This window comes from Collinsella aerofaciens, assembly GCF_039062315.1.
GTDB lineage: Bacteria > Actinomycetota > Coriobacteriia > Coriobacteriales > Coriobacteriaceae > Collinsella > Collinsella aerofaciens_BG.
The window spans coordinates 25,128-40,164 of sequence record NZ_JBCJBG010000003.1 but is presented as its reverse complement, the minus strand read 5'-3'; the positions used below and the strand labels follow the sequence as shown (position 1 = coordinate 40,164).

The 15,037-nt window shown below is 60.1% G+C and carries 12 protein-coding genes; 7 read left to right on the top strand and 5 right to left on the bottom strand.

The features are described from left to right. Positions 1-71: 71 nt before the first annotated feature. Both ABCP74_RS02250 and ABCP74_RS02245 read left to right on the top strand, forming a co-directional pair. Positions 72-1,739 (top strand): formate--tetrahydrofolate ligase, encoded by a 1,668-nt coding sequence (locus ABCP74_RS02250; RefSeq protein WP_217107997.1) that lies wholly within the window; start codon positions 72-74, stop codon positions 1,737-1,739. Positions 1,740-1,919: 180 nt separating this feature from the next. Next, entirely contained in the window at positions 1,920-2,903 is a 984-nt protein-coding gene (locus ABCP74_RS02245; RefSeq protein ID WP_217107996.1) for a hypothetical protein, read from the top strand. A gap of 12 nt (positions 2,904-2,915) precedes the next feature. Here ABCP74_RS02245 and ABCP74_RS02240 read toward each other — a convergent pair whose 3' ends face one another. Next, entirely contained in the window at positions 2,916-4,097 is a 1,182-nt protein-coding gene (locus ABCP74_RS02240; RefSeq protein ID WP_217107995.1) for a cation diffusion facilitator family transporter, read from the bottom strand. A 218-nt stretch (positions 4,098-4,315) separates the two neighbouring features. On the opposite strand from ABCP74_RS02240, the gene ABCP74_RS02235 reads away from it, so the two are divergent. Beyond that, positions 4,316-5,653: a TFIIB-type zinc ribbon-containing protein gene (locus tag ABCP74_RS02235; RefSeq protein WP_343000678.1), complete on the top strand. Its 1,338-nt coding sequence runs from the start codon at positions 4,316-4,318 to the stop codon at positions 5,651-5,653. 57 nt (positions 5,654-5,710) lie between these two features. Here ABCP74_RS02235 and ABCP74_RS02230 read toward each other — a convergent pair whose 3' ends face one another. Further along, a complete protein-coding gene (locus ABCP74_RS02230; RefSeq protein WP_217108061.1) occupies positions 5,711-6,760 on the bottom strand; it encodes a PDDEXK nuclease domain-containing protein in 1,050 nt (349 codons plus the stop codon). Positions 6,761-6,928: 168 nt separating this feature from the next. On the opposite strand from ABCP74_RS02230, the gene ABCP74_RS02225 reads away from it, so the two are divergent. After that, positions 6,929-7,198: a hypothetical protein gene (locus tag ABCP74_RS02225; RefSeq protein WP_217107993.1), complete on the top strand. Its 270-nt coding sequence runs from the start codon at positions 6,929-6,931 to the stop codon at positions 7,196-7,198. Between the two features lie 94 nt (positions 7,199-7,292). Here the strand turns inward: ABCP74_RS02225 and ABCP74_RS02220 are convergent, their stop codons facing one another. From ABCP74_RS02220 to ABCP74_RS02210, 3 genes are all read right to left on the bottom strand, one after another. Further along, positions 7,293-9,779, bottom strand: coding sequence for a phosphatidylinositol-specific phospholipase C (locus ABCP74_RS02220; RefSeq protein WP_343000679.1), 2,487 nt, complete (start codon positions 9,777-9,779; stop codon positions 7,293-7,295). A gap of 305 nt (positions 9,780-10,084) precedes the next feature. Continuing rightward, complete coding sequence (locus ABCP74_RS02215) at positions 10,085-10,678, bottom strand: hypothetical protein (RefSeq protein WP_195621080.1); 594 nt, start codon at positions 10,676-10,678, stop codon at positions 10,085-10,087. Between the two features lie 241 nt (positions 10,679-10,919). Further along, positions 10,920-11,516: a hypothetical protein gene (locus ABCP74_RS02210; RefSeq protein WP_343000680.1), complete on the bottom strand. Its 597-nt coding sequence runs from the start codon at positions 11,514-11,516 to the stop codon at positions 10,920-10,922. Positions 11,517-11,892: 376 nt separating this feature from the next. Here ABCP74_RS02210 and ABCP74_RS02205 point away from each other — a divergent pair, with 376 nt between their 5' ends. From ABCP74_RS02205 to ABCP74_RS02195, 3 genes are all read left to right on the top strand, one after another. After that, positions 11,893-12,525, top strand: coding sequence for a cyclodeaminase/cyclohydrolase family protein (locus ABCP74_RS02205; RefSeq protein WP_343000681.1), 633 nt, complete (start codon positions 11,893-11,895; stop codon positions 12,523-12,525). Positions 12,526-12,527: 2 nt separating this feature from the next. Beyond that, positions 12,528-13,382 (top strand): bifunctional 5,10-methylenetetrahydrofolate dehydrogenase/5,10-methenyltetrahydrofolate cyclohydrolase, encoded by an 855-nt coding sequence (locus ABCP74_RS02200; RefSeq protein ID WP_343000682.1) that lies wholly within the window; start codon positions 12,528-12,530, stop codon positions 13,380-13,382. Positions 13,383-13,481: 99 nt separating this feature from the next. After that, positions 13,482-15,005 carry a C69 family dipeptidase gene (locus ABCP74_RS02195; RefSeq protein ID WP_343000683.1) on the top strand — a complete coding sequence of 508 codons (1,524 nt, stop codon included), beginning with the start codon at positions 13,482-13,484 and terminating at the stop codon, positions 15,003-15,005. Positions 15,006-15,037 lie beyond the last annotated feature (32 nt).

Below are 15,037 nucleotides of genomic sequence, written 5' to 3'. Positions count from 1 at the left end.
GTGTTTTACTATTGCGCGCCCGTGCTATGCTGAATTGGTCTTTTTCTCATCCGGTAACGAAAGGACCGTCCATGCCTACTGACATCGAAATCGCACGTTCCGTCACGCCGCTGCCCATTACCGAGGTGGCTAAGAACGCCGGTGTCGACGTAAAGCACCTGATTCCGTACGGCTTCGACAAGGCTAAGGTCGACTATTCACTGCTCAACGAGCCGACCAATCACCAGGCCAAGCTCGTCCTCGTGACCGCCATCAACCCCACGCCCGCCGGCGAGGGCAAGACCACCACGACCATCGGTCTGGCCGATGGTCTACGCCGTCGCGGTGTCAAGAGCGCCGTGGCCCTGCGCGAGCCTTCGCTCGGTCCCGTCTTTGGCGTAAAGGGCGGTGCCGCCGGCGGCGGTTGGGCCCAGGTCATCCCCATGGAGGACATCAACCTGCACTTTACCGGCGACTTCCACGCTATCGGTGCCGCCAATAACCTGCTGGCCGCCATGCTCGACAACCATATTCAGCAAGGCAACCAGCTCGGTATTGACGTCAAGCGCATCACCTGGAAGCGCGTCGTCGACATGAATGACCGCCAGCTGCGCCATGTTATCGACGGCATTGGCGGCAAGGCCCAGGGCGTGCCGCGCGAGGACGGCTTCGATATCACCGTTGCCTCCGAGGTCATGGCAATCCTGTGCCTGTCCACGAGCATCAACGACCTCAAGGAGCGCTTGGGCGAGATCGTCGTCGGCTACAGCTATGCCGGCGAGCCCGTCCGCGCACGCGACCTTAAGGCCCAGGGCGCCATGGCCGCGCTGCTTAAGGATGCACTCAAGCCCAACCTGGTGCAGACGCTCGAGGGTACGCCCGCATTTGTCCACGGCGGTCCCTTCGCCAACATCGCCCACGGCTGTAACTCCATCATGGCCACGCGTATGGCTATGCGTTTTGGCGATGTCGCCATTACCGAGGCAGGCTTTGGCGCCGATCTGGGTGCCGAGAAGTTCCTCGACATCAAGTGCCGCATGACGGGCGTTCGCCCCAGCGCCGTCGTGATTGTCGCCACCGCCCGCGCGCTTAAGTACAACGGCGGCGTTGCCAAGGCCAACCTTAACGACGAGAACCTCGAGGCCCTCAAGGCCGGCATGCCCAACCTGCTGCGCCACGTTGACAATATCCAGAACGTCTATGGTCTTCCCTGTGTGGTCGCCATCAACCGCTTCCCGACGGACACCGAGGCCGAGCTCGAGCTCATCGAGTCCGAGTGCCAGAAGCTCGGCGTTAACGTCAAGCTTTCTGAGGTCTGGGCCAAGGGCGGCGAGGGTGCGCTCGACCTGGCCGATGAGGTCATGCGCCTGATTGAGCAGCCGAGCGAGCTCAAGTTTGCCTACGAGGACGGCGCCGATGTCGCCGATGCCCTCGAGGCCGTCGCCACCAAGGTCTACCGCGCCGACGGCGTCGACTTTACGCCGGCTGCCAAGCGTCAGCTCGCCGAGCTGCGCGAGAACGGCTTTGGCAACCTGCCGGTGTGCGTCGCCAAGACCCAGTACAGCTTTAGCGACAACGCCAAGGCGCTGGGCGCCCCCGAGGGCTTCCGCATCACCGTGCGCGAGCTCAAGGTTTCCGCCGGTGCCCACTTTGTGGTCGCGCTGACTGGCAGCGTCCTGACTATGCCGGGTCTGCCCAAGGTTCCCGCGGCCGAGAATATCGACGTTGACAACGACGGCAACATCACCGGCCTGTTCTAAGCCTGCTGCTCATAGCCGCTTGCCCGCCCCGCCGCGCCTACCAAGGCCCGGCGGGGCTTTTTGATCCTTAGGCACGCGCATGTCTTGTAGATACCGGCGGGCTTTGCCCATCATAGGCTTTTGCGCGGGTAGAATGCATGGATAACTTGATGCTTGCAGGCGACGGAAAGGAAACGTTGCATGGACCAGGATAAGACGACCGTGATGGGCGGATATGGCTCCGCACAGGCTGGCGGCAGCGCCGATGTGGCCCGTATCGTGCCGAATCCCGGCAATGCTGCTCCCGATGCGACGCAGGCGTCTGCCGAACCCACACGGGTTATTGGCTACGGCGATACACCACGGGATCCGTTTGATTATGCACCGCAGGACCCGTATGACAATGCGGCGCCGGACCCGTATGGCAATGCGGCGACAGATGCTTATAACAACCTGCCGCATAATCCCATTCCGCAGCCTCAGCAGACGACGTATATGCCGCGCACGGCGCAGGTTCAGTCTCGTTATGAGTCGCGCGATCCGCATGCGCGCCAGCCGTATCGCGAGTATCCCAAATCGATTCCGCAGTATGGTGAGGACGAGGAGAAGGCACCGTCGCGTCCGTCGAGCGTGATCAAGAAAATCCTGATTGTGCTGGCGATCTTCTTTGCCTTGTCGGTCGTGTTCGCCATCGTGTCGGGCATGCTCAACAAGCGGGGCGCCACGACCGATGCCACGACCGAGCAGGCCGAGACCACCCAGTCTGCTGCCGTCGACCTGAGCGATATCCCGGGACAGTACTGGTCCAACGCCAAGAAGCTCCTCAAGTCGCGCGGAGCCGACCTTTCGAACGCCGTGATCCTGACCGACGATGGCTCAACGCCCGTCATCGATTCCAACTGGGTTGTTACGAATGCCTACTATAACGACAACGGCAACCTGGAGATTCAGCTCACGCACAAGAACAGCTATGGCAACTCGTCCGGCGGCCAAAGCGCCACGGACAGCTCGAGCTCCAACACACTGGAGGACCTGAGCAACAAGGCGCAGGAGTTGGGAGACAAGGCGCAAGAGCTGGGCGATACGGCGCAAAACCTCGGCGATACGGCTCAGAATCTGGGCGATATGGCTACCAATGCCTGGGACGCTCTGCAAAACGGCATTTCGGGCGCACAGGGTAACTAGCTGTTAAGCGGGCTACAGCTGTTCTGCCGGACGCTCGGGCGAGCTAAAGCCCGAGTCAAACGTAACGACGCATGATGCATCGGGCCGGCGCTCGTGCACGATGCGCGTGACGAGCTCCAGCAGCTCTTCGTCGGATATGTCAAAGCCGTCGGGACGCACCAGGTCAAACGAAACAAAGTCGTCGTGCTCATGCAAGTCGTGGATGGAGAGCGCAGGGTCGATCTGCGCTACGCCGCGCTTGACCCAGCCGCGCAGGTCGTCACCGGTTGTTGCGATGGGGTCGCAGTGCAGCGTAATGCCAATGCCCATCTGGCGTTTGATATCGTGTTCGATGGTGTCCAGGATCTCGTGGTGCTCAAAGGCATCGCCCTCGCCGGGCATTTCGACGTGTGCGCTGGCAAACTGGCGGCCCGGGCCGTAGTCGTGCACCATGAGGTCGTGCGTGCCCAGGACCTGGGGGTACGACATGATCCTGTCGCGGATTTCCTGGACGAGCTTGGGGTCGGGCGCTTGCCCCAGCAACGGGCTGATGGCGTCGCGCACCAGGGCCATGCCGCTGATGCAGATGAAGATGCCCACACCCAGGCCTGCCCAGCCATCGAGGTCAAAGCCAGTCGTCTGCGAAATAAGCGCCGCCACCAAGACCGAGCCCGAGGTGATGACGTCATTCTTGGAGTCCTGCGCTGTGGCGATGAGCGTCTCGGAGTCGATGCGATTCCCCAGCGTGCGGTTGAACGCGGCCATCCAGAGCTTAACGAGCATGGACGTAGCCAGTGCCGCAAGGGAAACGAGCGTGTAAGCGGTGGGCGAGGGCTTGATGATCTTGGTAACGGACTCGAGCACCAGGTTGATGCCGACGGCGCAAACCAGGACGGCGACGAACAGGCCGGCTAGGTACTCATAGCGACCGTGGCCATAGGGGTGGCCTTCGTCTGCCGGGCGGCTGGCAAGGCGGAACCCGAGCAGACTCACGATGTTGCTCGAGGCATCGGAGAGGTTGTTGAAAGCGTCGGCGATGAGGGAGACGGAGCCGGCGAGCAGGCCCGCGATGCCCTTGGCCAGGCACAGGGTGATGTTGAGGCCAATGCAGACGAGGCTTGCGGAAAAGCCCACGTTGGTGCGGCAAGATGTATCGACCGGCTCGCTCTCGCTGCCGGGAACAAGCGTATGTACCAGCCGATTTACAAATAGCATAGCGGTCGTCCTCACAATCATGTTTAAGGGGATAGTGTAGCTCGCGCGGGGGCGCCGTGCACCGATGCTCAGAAAATGCAGCAATAGTCTGCCGGTGCTAACGAGCGAGCCTTCTCGTCTGCCTGGGTGGTCCATTTTGGGCCACATGGGTATGGGCATGTGCCTGCTTGCTCGAGATACTTAATGTCGACAGCCCCTGTGCAAAGGAGGACGTTTCCATGGACGAGATGTTTGCCATTAAATGTCAAAACTGCGGCGGCCCTATGTACTCGCACCAGGCTAAGCGCAGCTTTGAGTGCGCCTATTGCGGCACGGTCGTTCCGTGGCAGGCTGATGCGGGGGAGCCCAAGAGCGCCCTGGGCATTCGCCATACGCCGTTGACGGTGGTGGATGGACTGCTCAAGCTCACGCATGTGTCGCAACTCGAGCGCCCGGAGGACCCGGACTGGTATTTCTTCAATGCGCACTGGCGCAATCAGTCGGTTCTGGAACATCTGCTGTGGGAGGATCGCGGCACGGCGCAGGAGTTCCAAGAGGCCACGCATGTGAGCATTCCTTGCCCCTTCTGCGGAGCGTCCTTTGAGGGCGAGTCGACCCAGCGTGTGTTCGAGTGCCCGTCCTGCGGCAACAAGATCGGCATTGCCGACCTGCTCAAGCCGGGGACGTTTAGCAAGCGTCTGACCATGGGCGTGGGTGCGGAATATGTGCCGGAGCAGGGCATTCCCTGCGAGATTTCGCCGCAGCAGGCACGTGCCAACGCGCTGCAGCTGGTGCGCCAGTATGCGGAAGCCTTTGCCGGGCACGACGTGGAAGACGCAATCCAAAACGACATGATGCTCTTCTACTTCCCCATGGCGCTCGCGGACCTGCGCATGATGGCGTCCTTCCCGGGCAAGGGCCTGAGCAAGGAAACCCTGGTGTACTACGAGGTGCTCGACTGGGCATACCCCAGGGCAAACTACCTGGATGTTCGCCTCATGGGCATTTTGGAGCCGTGGGACTTTGCCAAGGTCGGTCCGTTCGATCCCGCCATGCAGGAAGGCGATTTCCGTGTCGTCTCGGTCGATGCGTCTACCAAGGACCAGGTGGTCATTGATAAGCTGGCGCTCGACATTGCCGGCAACGATGCCGAGGCGGTACTGGGGCTCAATAAAAAGAGCATCCGAACCTGGGCACGCAAGGCTCGAAAGCATAAGGACGGCCTGGTGATGTTGCCGGTCTACTTTGTCGATCGCCCGGCGACGGATGGCCGCGATGGCGAGCAGGTGCGTATCGCTGTGAACGGCCAGACGGGTCGTGCAGCTGCGGTGGTGTTTAGTGACAAGCGCGAGACGCATGTGGTGGCGCCGCTCAACCCGAGCCTGCATCTGTCCGGCGAAAGTACCGTGCACGCCACGCCCATCGAGGTCAAATACGTTAAATCGCCGTTCCTATACCAGATCGTGCGCCGTGGAGACGGCGAGCAACCGCGCCAGGTTGCAGCGGTCGCCGAGGGTTCCTACCGAGAAGAAAAGCCCAAACGCAAGGGCTTGCTCGCTGCGATCTTTGGGAAGTAGGGAAGCGCAGCACGGGACGGCTCGCACGCGTGCGGTGGTTTCGGTCGCAACGTGCCGCTATCCTTGCACTTCGCCATTAGTCGCTTCGTTGATGGCGCGGTACTCGGCACTCAGCTCGCGCGCCAGCTCTTCCTTGCTTGGAAGATACGGCAGGTATTTGGCGGCAAACACTTGGTCGTTGTCTTCGGGCAGCGTGTACTCGACGATCGAATCGCTTTTGTCCGCGCAGAGCACGATGCCTATGGGCGGATTGTCGCCTTCGTTCATGAGCTCGCGCGTGTAGTAGTTCACATACATTTGCATCTGGCCCAGGTCCTGATGCGTAAGGTCATCGGTCTTAAGGTCGATGAGCACGAAGCAGCGCATCAGATAGTTGTAAAAAACAAGGTCAATATAGAAATGGCGTCCATCAAAGGTGATGCGCTTTTGGCGCGCCTCGAAAGCGAAGCCACGGCCAAGCTCCAGCAGGAACTTCTGAAGATGCGTGATGAGCGCCTGCTCTAGATCGCTCTCGCGAAACGTAGCATCGTCCGAGAAACCTAAAAACTCCAGTACATATGGGTCGCGGATGATATCCTCGGGGCGACGAGCCGGGGCGCTCTCTTGGATTTCCTGGGTGACGGCCTCTTTGTCCTTGCTGGCAAGTAGGCGCTCGCGGAACATGGTGTTGATCTGGCGTTCGAGCTGACGCGTGCTCCAGCGAGAATCGGCGCATTCGTTCATGTACCAGGTGCGAGCATCAGGGTCGGTTATACGCGATAACCTGCGGTAATGTGTCCAATTCAATTCGGAACGCAGCGCGTTCCGGATTGGGAACGCAAGATAAAACTGACGCATGTATCTTAAGCTTCTGGCGTTGAAGCCTCTGCCAAAATCCTTAGTCAATCTAACGGCAAGTTCGTCGATCAGTGCATCGCCATACTTGGCGCGCTCCTCTCCGCCCTGTTCATCAACAATACTCTTGCCGATCTCCCAATATGCCCCAACCATCGCAAAGTTAACGGCGGTATAGGCCTTGTCGCGAGCGGCGTTGAGAATCGAGGAGACCTGCTTGTAAAAACCTTCGGGCACGATTGCCGATTCTCCACGGTTTACCAGTTCACCCATCACTGTCGCCCCACTTTCCTCTTGTGGAATGCATCTTTATCGCATTTAGTTTAAAGCCTCGCGCGGACTCGCATTACTGTGCTGTTTGGCACCTTCGCATGGGAGCCTTGCGGTGGTTAAAATGTGACCATAGAGGCAGTTTTAGCGAACCCCACGGGAGTGACGCGTATGGACAACAACACGCTGCTATTCCAGGACAAAGGTTCGGGTAGGTATAAAGACGTCAAGATCTACCCCAACCGTATTGAGGTGCTCAAGAAGGGCACTTTTGGTGGCAAGCACACCGAGATTGTCTACCTTAAGGTCATCACGGGCGTCAATAGAATCAAAGGCCGCAATGTTTTTCTGCGCAATCGACTGTTAACCGCTTGCGTCTTTAGTCTGAGCAGCCGTGCGAAGGCCCAGGAGTTTGTTAACGCGCTGAACATGGTGATGTAGCCTATGGCGGCGTTCGGGCCAAGGTAAAAATCGGGGGCACAGAACGGTGTCCTGCGCCCCCCATTGAGTCGATGTGTCTAAAAGGCCGGCTTGCCTATTCGCTACCGTCCCCAGCGTTTTCGCGGTCGTTGGCAAGCATTGCCGCGCCGGCGACCGTTGTCGCTACGGCGGCGGCAGCGAGCCCGGCGGCGATGCCAGAGCCGTCGCCCGTGTCGGCGAGTTTTCCGCCCGAGTTCTTGCCCTTGTTGCCCTTACCGTTCTTATCAGCGCTGCCTGCGTTGGAACCCGTGCCACCGTCGGTGCCGGTGCCGCCTGCACTGCTCGAGGCCGCTACGGTAAAGCTCGCGGCTCCGTCATTAGCAAGCTTGTAGTTTTGCGCCGCGTCGCCCAAAAGACCGTTCGCGCGCACCCAGTACGTTCCCGCGGTAAATGCCTCGCCCTCGACCATTGCCGTGCCCGGAGCGCCGTCCGCGTCGTGCACAAACTCGAGCTGAGCCGTGCAGGCATCGTTTTCGAGCTTGCCGTCGAGCAGCGCCGTGATCTTGGCGCGCACGTCCTCGCCGGCCTTAAGGCCTTCGAGTCCCTCAAAATGGGGTGTCAGCGCGCGTGGATCGATATCGATGGGCACGGAGCCCTGCAGCCCCGTGACGGTCTCGTTACCCAGAGCATCGACATCAACATATTCGATGGCAAACGCATGGCCCGAAGCCGCCACGTTGAGTACGTTGCTGCTGTTGACGAGGCGGAAATGGCCCTCGCCAACGGTCTTGCCATCCTGGAGCGAGGCATCGCTCAGCGAGTCGCCGTACGTCATGCGCATGCAGGTCGGGAGGTAGTACGAAGCTGTCTGCTTGTGCTGTGTATCGTAATCGTAATTGCGCTGGTAGATGCTCCGGGCCAGCGCCGCATCAACAAAGTCGGATGCGATGATGCCAATGTGCTTGAGGTAATCTGACTTTGTATCCTCGGTGCCGCTGGGATTGATGTACGGGCTCTTGTACAGATGCTCGTTGACTACTCGTGCCGAGGTAAAAGGATTGCCTCCGTGCGACAAGCCCGTGCAGCTGGTGTAGTTGATAGACCAGCAACGCTCCTGGACTGGCACATTGGCCCCGGCATCGTCCACGACGTCCACCTTGTTGCACGTGCGCCCGGTCGTTTCCTTCAGCGCATTATCGACCCAGCTGAGCTTGTCGGTTCCCGTGAGTTTGTACTTGTCCTGGGCATATACCTTGGTGCAATAGGGCTCTTCATTGCCCGTTTCCCCTATGGCTTCAAATCCCCGCGCGTCTTGGACGAGACACATCGACTGCCCGGAATGCGCCTTGATCTTGTCATCCCATTGGGTGAGGTCGAGGCCCCACGTGTGGCCGCTTACGCTGTTGCCGGCGAGCCCAAATCGACGCAGCAGGACGATCTTTCCGCGCACCTCGCCCAGCGTGGGGACGTGGCTCGACGTGTAGAACAGGTTGGGGTTATCGGCCATAACCTTGGCGAAGGCCGTCGTTATGCTTTCGTCGGTAGCCTCATCGTTGCCGCGCGATGCGAGCATGATGAGCGCTTCTGACGGGTTTTCGTTCAAAAACGTTTTGAAGTACCCGATGACATCGGAGAGATGCAGATAGTTCCCGTCTTTTTTGAGTAGGTAGAAAATCCCGTGGTCGATGCCGGGGTCATCGCCCTTTCCGAGCCGGATATCAAAATAGCGAATGCCTTCGAGCAACTGCGTGGGAATGTAATCCTGCTGGCATTTTACTTGCGAGGATTGGGGCTCAGTGTCGTTGTCCACGCTGCAGGTGCCCGAATCGTGCGTACCCGGGATGCTCAGCTCGTCGAGGAACTTGTTGTCGTCGACGTATTTCATCCAACATGGTCCGTCGACGTAGCTGCTGTACGTGATCCAGTCGAGGCTGCTAACCGTGGCATCGTTCTTTTTCATGTCGTAACCGATAAGTTCGAGCTCCCACGGAATGCTCTTACTCTTATGGCAGATCTTATTGTTGTCCTGGTCTTCGCCGTTCGATTCTATTGCCAGGTACTTAATGTCTTTTTTCTCGGTTTCTTTCTCGACCGTGCGGTCTCGGATGATATAGGTTCCGTTTGATTGACGCTCGAACGCAAAAGCGCGGCTGGGCTTGTTGTCATACTCGCCGCCCCATACGTGGATGACCTTTCCATCTTTGTCAGAGTCGTCGTCGACCGACCAAATGCTGTAGCCCGTCTTTTTATGCTCTTCGAAATTGAGCAAGGTGCGGATAGCATACCAGTTTGTATCGTCATTCTTGGTCGTTACGTTCTCAAGGATGAGCTTGCTGGACGTGCCGTCGTTAAACAGGTGGCAGACGTTGCCGCGAACGTTGCCGTCTTGGTTGACGCTCGCGGTGCGAAAATAGCCCGCGGGGCGAAGGCGAATGACGAAATTGTCGAGGCTGTCCGACGGTGCGGGTGTGTTGTCTGCAAATGCCGCTCGCAGGGGAATGCCCGGCGCTGCGGTTTCGGGCAGGCTTGCAAGTGGTGACAACGCCGCAAGCCCTAGGCCCAGCGTAAACGCTCGGCGGCTGATGGCATGGTGTTCGGTCATAACTTCTCCATTCGCAGAGTGCGGTTATGCGATAGTTTTGGTCACTATACTGCCCAGATGTTTAAAGATGCTGGTTTAATTGTCTGCGCGGCGCAATAAATCGGTGGGCGGACGTGTTGGGGTGTTTGTCGTTTTCGTACTGTTGCCACATTTGGGGCGGTTCCGGCGTCCGGCATCCTCGCGTTCGTCGGCTACAGGCATAAGAAAGGGAGGGTCGGTTTACCGGCCCTCCCTGGGTACGAAGCGCTGGGGTACCGTCGCTTGTTTGCACTGCGACCGTGTTTCCCGTTGCGCTCGCCAGTCGCTTAGCGCTTGATCTCGATATCGTCGAGCTTGACGTCCATGGCCTCGGTCTTGGCCTCGGCGATGTCGTCGGCAAATTCCAGAGACTTCATCATGGTCTCGACGGCGTCCTTGTGCTCCTCGACGTTGTCGATACGCACATACACACTGCCGCCGTCAACGTCGGTGAAGTATTCGGTCGTTACGCCGCCCGAGTGTGTATAGGAAGCGTTGCGCCAAGTCTTGCCGTTGTACTTGACGGGGTCATTCTCGGTCCACTCAAAGCTGGCATTCCACTTTGCCTCGTAGTCGAACAGCTCGTCGGCGTTCTTGTCAGGATCGAAGACGGGGATGAAGCGATCGCTGGCGTGCTCGCTCTCGGTGAACTTAAACTGGGCCCTGTCGGCGGTGTCGCCGGCAACGTCGGTAATCTCGACGCCCTCGGGAACCTCGACCTTAAACCAAATGAAGTCGGTCCTCATATCCACGGCTGGCTTTTCTGCCCCGCCGCCACCGCCACTTCCGGTAGCGTCGCCGCTGCCACCGCAGCCCACCAGGGCAACTGCGGCAAAGAGACTGATGCAGAGGGTGAGAATCGCAAAGGCCTTCTTTTTCATGGTCGTGTCCTCCTCGATCTGTAACCGCCCATGGATTACCTGTCTTTACTGTACGCGTGAGCAGCTCATTCGGGTGGGCCATGTGTCCCATTCTGGGGGCAGGATTTGCGCCGACAAGTGGCAATATGCGAGGGCGCAAAAGAGGGGAGGGCCGATGCTGTCGGCCCTCCCCGGGTTGGGCGCCCGTTGTTTTAATGGGGCGCGCCTACGCGGGTTCGCGTAGGCGCGTACGGGTGCCCCGTTACTTGATCTCGATGCTCGAAATCTCGACTTCACGTGCCTCGTCAACTGCTTTCTTCATGTCGTCGGGGAACTCGATGGAGTTGAGAAGCGCCTCGGCTTCTTTCTTGTGCAGGTCGAAGTTCGCGATGAGAACGCAGACGCTTCCCGGCTCAACGTCGGTAAAGAGATAGGTATGGGTGCCGCGGTTGTCCTTGCACGTTCCGGTGAGCCATGTCCTGCCGTTGTACTCGACGGGGTCGCCAACTTCCCACTGGAACATGCTGCTCTTTCGACCTTCATCGGCAAGAGCCTCTTCTGCCGTCATCTTCTCTTCCCAAACAGGTATGAAGCGGTCGACCGTGGTGTTCTCGTTCTCGGGGAAGGTGAGCTGGACCCTGTCGGCGTTCTTGCCGGCGGAGTCGCTCACGCCAACGCTCTCGGGCATCTCGACCTTAAACCAGATAAAGTCGGTCTTCTTGGCGACGGGGGCCTTTTCCTTGCTCTCGCTCTTGGGGGCGCTGCCGCCGCCCGATGCGCTCCCGCCGCAGCCGACAAGGGCAAACGCGGCAAAGAGGGCGATGCAAAGGGAAAGGATCGATAGGGTCTTTTTCTTCATGGTGGCGTCCTCCTTGTCTGCCAGGGACATCGTGTGCCGCGGATCGCTGGGGCGGCGGTTACGCATGCGCATGATGTCTTTGTTTACTGTGCGGTTATTCTTCCATTCGTCGTCCGGTGCCGTGATGAGCTTGCCCCAACATAGGGCTCTTTACCTATATGTATGCCCCAGTTGCCGCTGCCCGGAAGTCTCGAAAGGTGGGCCATGTGTCCCATGTTTGCGGTGCCGACGCCTATCGTTCGTCATAGAAATCCGCGATGGCCAGGTGCGCTGACGCTTATGTACTTATGGGCTAGACTTAGCACCATTATGTGATCGATGCGGTCGGTCGGCGGTTTCCACCCGACCGATGTATATGACTTGAAGGTGCATGCGTATGAGCCAAGAGATGATGGACAAGACCTGCCGCGGGTTTGCCGAGGCGCTGGCCGCGCGCGAGCCGGTTCCCGGCGGTGGCAGCGCGAGCGCCTTTGTGGGCGCGCTGGGCGCCTCGCTGTGCGGAATGGTTGCCCGCTACGGTGCGACTAATCCCGCGCTTGCTGATCGTGCGGCTGACCTGACGCGCGCGTTTGCCCAGGCTGATGAGCTGGCCCAGGAGCTTGTCGAGTTGGTTTCCGAGGACGTTCGTGCCTACAGGCGGGTGTCCGCGGCGTACGGTATTCCGCGTGACGATCCGGCTCGAGCGACCGCGATTCAGGATGCGCTGCATGTGGCCGCTATGCCGCCGTATCGCATTATGGATGCCTGCGGGCGTGCGCTGGCGCTGCTCGAGGACATGGCCGACAAGGGTTCGCGTCAGCTGCTGTCCGACGTGGCGTGCGGCGCCGTGTTCTGCCGTGCCGCTATGCAGGGCGCGAGCTTGACGCTCTTTGCGAACACCACGTCTATGAAAGATCGCGTTCGTGCCGAGGAGCTCGAGACGGCGTGTGATGAGCTGCTCGACACATGGTTGCCGCGCGCCGACGCGCTGGCGCGCCGCGCCGCCGACGCTGCAAGGAAGAGAGGATAGCCATGGCTGAGCTACTGAAGGGTGCTCCTGTTGCTCGCGCGCTGACCGAGGAACTTGCTGTTCGCTGTGCCGCTTTGCGTGAGCGCGGCGTTGTGCCGACGCTCGCCATCGTTCGCGTGGGCGAGCGCGAGGACGACCTATCCTACGAGCGCGGTGCGCTCAAGCGCTGTGAAAAAGTGGGGATTGAGGTTCGTCGCATTTTGCTTCCCGCCGATGTTTCGCAGGACGAGCTGTTGACGGCCATCGAGGACATCAATATCGATTCGGCTGTCCATGGCTGTCTGATGTTCCGCCCGCTGCCCGCCGGCCTTGACGAGAACGCCGTCGCCGCAGCGCTCGATCCCGCCAAGGACGTTGACTCCATGACACCGGCTTCGCTGCTCACCACGCTTTCGGGGCGCGGTGAGGGTTTTGCCCCCTGCACAGCCGAAGCCGTGCTTGCTTTGCTGGATCATTATGGCGTTGAGCTGGATGGAGCTAAGGTTGCTGTGGTCGGGCGCTCGCTGGTGATCGGGCGTCCTGTTGCTGCCATGCTTACGGCGCGCAATGCGACCGTGACGACGTGCCATACGCATACGCGCGACCTTGCTGCCGAGTGCCGTGCGGCTGATATTGTGGTTGCCGCCGTTGGACGCGCGCGCACGATTGGCGTGGATGCCGTTCGCGAGGACCAGACGATCATTGATGTGGGCATTAACTGGGATGAGGACGCTGGCAAGCTGGTGGGTGACGTCGATTTTGTTGCCGCGGAGCCGGTTGTTGGTGCCATCACCCCCGTGCCGGGCGGCGTGGGCGCCGTGACAACGGCGATTCTCGCCAAACACGTGATCGAAGCGGCCGAGCGCGCATCGAAATAGGTTTTTGATCACAAGGGCTGCCGAGGCCGTGGTTTCGCCCTTTTTGCGTCGAAGCGATACACTGTTGCCGTTTGATTTCTTCGCTCAAGGAGGATGCGCATGCCGTGCACAACGATTCTGGTCGGTAAGAACGCGAGCTACGACGGGTCGACGCTTGTCGCGCGTAACGAGGACTCGTCCAACGGGGTGTTTGAGCCCAAGCGTATGCGCGTGGTGCATCCCGACGAGCAGCCGCGCGTCTACACGAGCGTCCTGAGTCACCTGACCGTTGAGCTGCCCGATAACCCCATGCGCTACACGAGTGTCCCCGATGTTGTCCCGGGCCACGGCATCTGGGCCGAGGCCGGTTTCAACGAGCTCAATGTGGGTATGTCCGCAACCGAGACGCTCACCACCAACGAGCGCGTCCGCGGCGCCGATCCGCTCGTCGACTACGTACCCGCCAAGGGCAACGAGGGCGAGGACGGATACGTTCCGGCACAGCCCGGCGGCTTGGGCGAGGAGGACATGGTGACCCTGGTGCTGCCGTATGCCAAGTCCGCCCGCGACGGCGTTCGTATCCTGGGCGACCTGCTCGAGCGCTACGGCACCTACGAGAACAACGGCATCGCCTTTAGTGATGTGGACGAGATCTGGTGGCTCGAGACCATCGGCGGCCACCACTGGATTGCCAAGCGCGTGCCTGACGACGCCTATGTGACCATGCCCAACCAGCTGGGTATCGACAGCTTTGACCTGGATGACGCCGAGGGCGCCCAGGCCGACCACATGTGCTCCGCCGACTTGCGCGCCTGGATGGCCGAGTGGCATCTGGACCTGACGCTGGGCGTCGAGGGCGACGGCCCGGCTGCGGTCTTTAACCCGCGCGAGGCCTTTGGCTCGCACAGCGACAGCGACCATGTCTACAACACGCCGCGCGCGTGGTACATGCAGCGCTGCCTCAACCCCAGCGACGTGTGGGATGGCCCCGACGCCGACTACACGCCCGAGAGCGACGATATCCCCTGGAGCCGCGTGCCCGAGCGCAAGGTGACCATCGAGGACATCAAGTACGTGCTCTCGAGCCACTACCAGGGCACGGAGTACGACTGCTACGGCAGCAAGGGCACGCCCGCTACGCGTGGCGCCTATCGCCCCATCGGCATCAACCGCAACAGCCAGCTCGCCGTGTTGCAGCTGCGCCCCTATGCGCAGCCGGCGTATCGCGCCGTGCAGTGGATGGCCTTTGGTTCCAACTCGTTTAACGCGCTGGTTCCGTTGTACGCCAACGTCGAGACCATGCCCGAGTACTATGCCGACACGCAGGCTCGCGTAACGTCCGAAAACTTCTACTGGGCCAACCGCCTGATCGGTGCGCTGGCTGACGTCCGCTTCCATGAGTGCGGCCGCGCTGTGGAGGACTATCAGGAGAAGGTCGGTGGCATGGGCCACAAGCAGATCCATGACGTCGATGTTGCCGTAGCCGCTCTGCCCGAGGCCGAGGTGCCTGCCGAACTTGCACGCGCCAACGAGGAGTTTGCCGAGCGTGTTCGCGTAGAGACCGATGCCCTGCTGGGCAAGGTGCTCTACACAACGAGCTGCGCCATGAAGAACTCTTTCGCGATGAACGATAACGTGAGGTAGGGATTTCCCGTCGATCGAATAGCGCTAAAACG

Excerpts from the sequence above, each read along its gene's own strand:
- ABCP74_RS02250 (WP_217107997.1), top strand. The coding sequence starts at position 72 with ATGCCTACTGACATCGAAATCGCACGTTCCGTCACGCCGCTGCCCATT.
- ABCP74_RS02245 (WP_217107996.1), top strand. The coding sequence starts at position 1,920 with ATGGACCAGGATAAGACGACCGTGATGGGCGGATATGGCTCCGCACAG.
- ABCP74_RS02240 (WP_217107995.1), bottom strand. The coding sequence starts at position 4,097 with ATGCTATTTGTAAATCGGCTGGTACATACGCTTGTTCCCGGCAGCGAG.
- ABCP74_RS02235 (WP_343000678.1), top strand. The coding sequence starts at position 4,316 with ATGGACGAGATGTTTGCCATTAAATGTCAAAACTGCGGCGGCCCTATG.
- ABCP74_RS02230 (WP_217108061.1), bottom strand. The coding sequence starts at position 6,760 with ATGGGTGAACTGGTAAACCGTGGAGAATCGGCAATCGTGCCCGAAGGT.
- ABCP74_RS02225 (WP_217107993.1), top strand. The coding sequence starts at position 6,929 with ATGGACAACAACACGCTGCTATTCCAGGACAAAGGTTCGGGTAGGTAT.
- ABCP74_RS02220 (WP_343000679.1), bottom strand. The coding sequence starts at position 9,779 with ATGACCGAACACCATGCCATCAGCCGCCGAGCGTTTACGCTGGGCCTA.
- ABCP74_RS02215 (WP_195621080.1), bottom strand. The coding sequence starts at position 10,678 with ATGAAAAAGAAGGCCTTTGCGATTCTCACCCTCTGCATCAGTCTCTTT.
- ABCP74_RS02210 (WP_343000680.1), bottom strand. The coding sequence starts at position 11,516 with ATGAAGAAAAAGACCCTATCGATCCTTTCCCTTTGCATCGCCCTCTTT.
- ABCP74_RS02205 (WP_343000681.1), top strand. The coding sequence starts at position 11,893 with ATGAGCCAAGAGATGATGGACAAGACCTGCCGCGGGTTTGCCGAGGCG.
- ABCP74_RS02200 (WP_343000682.1), top strand. The coding sequence starts at position 12,528 with ATGGCTGAGCTACTGAAGGGTGCTCCTGTTGCTCGCGCGCTGACCGAG.
- ABCP74_RS02195 (WP_343000683.1), top strand. The coding sequence starts at position 13,482 with ATGCCGTGCACAACGATTCTGGTCGGTAAGAACGCGAGCTACGACGGG.